At 61.9% G+C, this 3888-nt stretch carries 2 protein-coding genes; both read right to left on the bottom strand.

Going from position 1 to position 3888, the window contains the following annotated elements:
• Positions 1 to 81 precede the first annotated feature (81 nt).
• A complete protein-coding gene (locus SY1_RS01030; protein ID WP_015555892.1) occupies positions 82 to 474 on the bottom strand; it encodes a flagellar protein FlaG in 393 nt (130 codons plus the stop codon).
• Positions 475 to 634: 160 nt separating this feature from the next.
• The gene (locus tag SY1_RS01025) at positions 635 to 3373 is read right to left on the bottom strand and encodes a flagellin N-terminal helical domain-containing protein (RefSeq protein ID WP_015555891.1); all 2739 of its coding nucleotides are present in this window, start codon (positions 3371 to 3373) and stop codon (positions 635 to 637) included.
• Positions 3374 to 3888: the final 515 nt, after the last annotated feature.

The following is a 3888-nucleotide window of genomic DNA, read 5'->3' as shown; positions in this document are numbered from 1 at the left end:
GGGCAGCCTGAAAAACAACCAGCCGGAGGGACGCCCCTCCGGCTGAATCGGCAAATCAATGCGAAACGGACGAAGCGCCCGCTACGCCACCACGTCCAGGCGCTCGCTGAGCGCCTTGTGGATCTGCTTCACCATCTCGATGATCTCGTCCGCGGGAATCCGGCGCACCACCTGGCCGTCCTCGTTGTTGACGACCTGGATCTGCACCATGTCCGCCTCCTCGATCACCTCGTACTTCAGGTGCCGGTCCGGCGCCAGGAGGTTCACCACCTCCAGTACCTTCTCCAGCACGTCCTTCTGCGCGTCACGGTCCGGCTCGCGCTCCGGGGACGCCGCGGGGTCCTCCCGCAGGACGTCCGGCGCAGCCTGCGCGGCCTCCGGGGGACGCACCCCCTCCGGGACGCCGCCTCCCGCCGCCGGCAGGCCCTCAGGGGCGGCAGGCAGGACAGCCTTCGCGCTCAGGTTCACCTGCATAGCCTCACCCTGCTTTCCGTCTGCTCTCGATGCGCTCTCAAGGGAACGTTTTCAGAACACGCCGTCCTTGTAAAAGGGGGGAGGGGGACAGATCCCCCGCCCCCCCACGCCTGACGCTTCACGCCTCAGGCCGCTTCCCTTCCCTCAGGCGTACGAAAAACTACCGGATCAGGGTCAGGACGCTCTGCGGCAGCTGGTTGGCCTGCGCCAACATCGACGTGCCGGCCTGCAGCATGATCTGCAGCTTGGTGAAGTTCATCATTTCCTTTGCCATGTCCGTGTCGCGGATACGGCTCTCGGCAGACGTCAGGTTCTCCGCCGCCGTGTTCAGGTTGTTGATGGTGTGCTCCAGGCGGTTCTGGTACGCGCCCAGCTTCGCCCGCTGCGTGGACACCTTGTCGATGGCGTTGTCGATGATCGTGATGCTCCGCGCCGCGCTCTCGCGGTCCGTCACCAGCACCGCGTTCAGGCCCAGGGCGTGGGCGCGCATGTCGCCGATGTTGATGCCCATGTCCTCGCCCTCGTTCGCGCCGATCTGGAACACCGTCGTGTTGTCCGCCAGGTGCAGCGTCGTGCTGTAGTCCTTCGCAGCGTAGACGAAGCCCTTGCGCGCGCTGTCCCACTTCGCCGACACGCCCGCCATGGCGTCAAACTCCACGTCCACGTTGGGGTTCACCACGCCGTACAGCCGGTTGCCCGTGATCTGGACGTTGCTGGCCACGATGTCGCCGCTGTGGGCGTCCTTCACGGACACGGTGTAGCTGCTCTCCGTCGCGTCCTGAATGACGTTCAGGGAAAGCGCGTTGATGATGTTCTCGTCGCCGGAGAAGCTGATCGTCCCCGCCGAGCCGGACACGACGGAGCGGATGACGAACGTCCCCGCCACGGACTCGGAGTTGCCGGAGGCCGTATCGACGAAGTCCACGAAGTGCTTGCCGCCCTCGCCGTCAACGTACTTCGCCTGCCCCAATCCCACGCCGATGGCGGCGTTCAGCTTGTCCTGCACGTCCTTGAGCGTGTCGTTGGCGTAGAGCGTCACGGACGTCTGCTTGCCGTCACCCTGCGTGATGGTCAGCGTCTTGGCGTCCTTCTGGGAGAACACGCCCTGGCTGTCCCAGAACTTGTCCAGGTCCCGCAGCTTGACGTCGCCGCGGGCCACCTCGCCCACGTAGGTCGCGTGGAACTTGGCCAGCTCACCGGTCGGGGTGGCCGCGAAGTCGTCGTTTAGTGTCAGCTTCACGGTGCCCTCCATGACCTCGCCCGTCTTCTCGTTCAGGTAGTAGTTCTTGAAGCTGATATCCTTTCCTTTAACAAGGTCCGACTTCAGACCGTAAGACGCCGAATTGCGCGTCACATCGGTGCCCCACTTGCCATCCCATTCCTGGTTCTGCTTGCCGGAAACCGTGAGTTTGACGTCGGCCTTGGGGTCGGCTCCATCATTGCCCTTGGACACGTTGTAGACGAGCTTCGAGCCCTTCTCGAAACCGTAGGAGCCGTACCCTTCAAGTTTTAGCGTGAATGCCGCCGCCGCACCAAGGCCCAGCTTGTCGCCAAGGTTCGTCGGCGCCTCCCCGCCCTTCAGCACGATACCCTCATACGTCACCGTGCTCGTCTTGCCGTCCACTCCAAGCTTGGAGACCGTGGCCTTCAGCGTGACGGAGTCCGAGTCGTGATTGACGTTCGTCACCTCGAACAGGATGTTGGCGTTCGTGTTAATGGCGTTGGTATTCGTCGCCGTCAGCGTCTTTTTCGCGGGGTCGTCGATGGAAACTAAGGTATTGTCGAGACCACTGGTTCCATCGCCAACGTCAATAGCGTCGGCCGGGGTCACAGCGCCCGGCGTATACTGAATCAGACCAGCGCCCTTCCCTAACGCATCAGTCCCATCGGTCTTGACCGCTACGATATCCAGCTTATCCGTACCACTCTCCTTCAGCTTGATCGCGTACCCGGCCTTGGCGAACTCCTGCTTGGCTTCCTTGGTGGTGAGCGCTGCCACTACCTTATCACGTACCTTCCCGGGCTCATCGTCCTTTACAAGATTGGTGAGGTTTATTTTAACGCCGGCAACGGTAATGCTGGCATCCGATGCACCCGCAACTGGAGCCGTAATCTTCTTGAAAGTTAGTTGCGCACCAGAGGCATGAAAACTCTTCGCGTTATACGCGCCCTGGAGCGCTGGGGCAGTGTCCGTCACGGCGGCAGCGGCTTTGTTAATTGTGTAGTCGCCTGCAGGGACGTTGTTGACGGACACGCCCTTTGCGCCGGCCACGGCGTTCAGCGTGACGTCCGTGATGACGTCCTTGTGCTTGATCTTGAAGATGTCGCTCTTCTTCACCTCGGCCTGCCCCGGCTCCGCCCTGACGTCGATCTTGTAGTTGCCCTCAGAGGCCTTCTTCTGGCCGAACTGGTCGATCTGGCGCAGGCCGCCGTTGATGATGGCCTTCGTGTTCAGGTTGTCGCTGCTCCACAGCACCGCCGCGTCGCCGTTCAGGAGCTTCTTCTTGTTGAACTGCGTGGTGTTGCCGATGCGCGTGATCTCCTCGCGGAGCTGGTCGATCTCCAGCTGGATGTAGCCGCGGTCCTGCTGCGTCAGCGTGTCGTTGGCACTCTGGACGGACAGCTCGCGCATGCGCTGAAGGATGCTGTGCGTCTCGTTCAGCGCGCCCTCGGCCGTCTGGATCATGCTGATGCCGTCCTGGCTGTTGGACACCGCGCGGTCCAAGCCGCGGATCTGGGCGCGCATCTTCTCGCTGATCGCGAGGCCCGCGGCGTCGTCCGCCGCGCTGTTGATGCGGAGGCCCGTGGAGAGCTTCTGAATGGACTTCTGGAGCGAACTGCTGGTGCGGTTGACGGTGTTGTAGGCGGAAAGAGCGGGGATGTTGTGCATAACTACCATAGACATACGAATGACCTCCCTGTCCGGGCCAGATGGCCCGGTTTGTACATGTCCGCTTCTTCCATGGATACGGACATTGGCCCATGCCGGCACGGCTCCCTGCCTCCGGCTGAGCTTCCTGATGTTCCCGCCCTGGAGCGCCTCTTGCGCTCCGGGCCTGCGCTCTTACAACGCGGCCTCCGTCCCTCCGGGCGCCCGAACGGCTCGAAGACCTGCGCAGAGTTATTATAGCACGCGGAGGCGGAAAAAAGTCAACCGGCAGGGGGGAACCCCAACCCACAGGCAAAGTTTTTAACGTGCGTCAGAAAGCGGTTTTATGCGTTTTTTGCTGCACCTGACGGGTGAGAGGTCAGAGTCAGGTTAACCTGTGCTATGACGGGCTTGATCCTTGATAAAACTGCTGCAACCTGTGGATTTGGGGGGAAACGTAAAAGCCTCCCCTGAAAGGGGAGGTGCTGAACGGAGTGAGGCGGAGGGGTCGCTTTGAAGTGGTGCGTTCATACCAATTCGCGTCT

Source organism: Fretibacterium fastidiosum, assembly GCF_000210715.1.
Classification (GTDB): domain Bacteria; phylum Synergistota; class Synergistia; order Synergistales; family Aminobacteriaceae; genus Fretibacterium; species Fretibacterium fastidiosum.
This window is presented reverse-complemented; position numbering and strand designations above follow the sequence as displayed.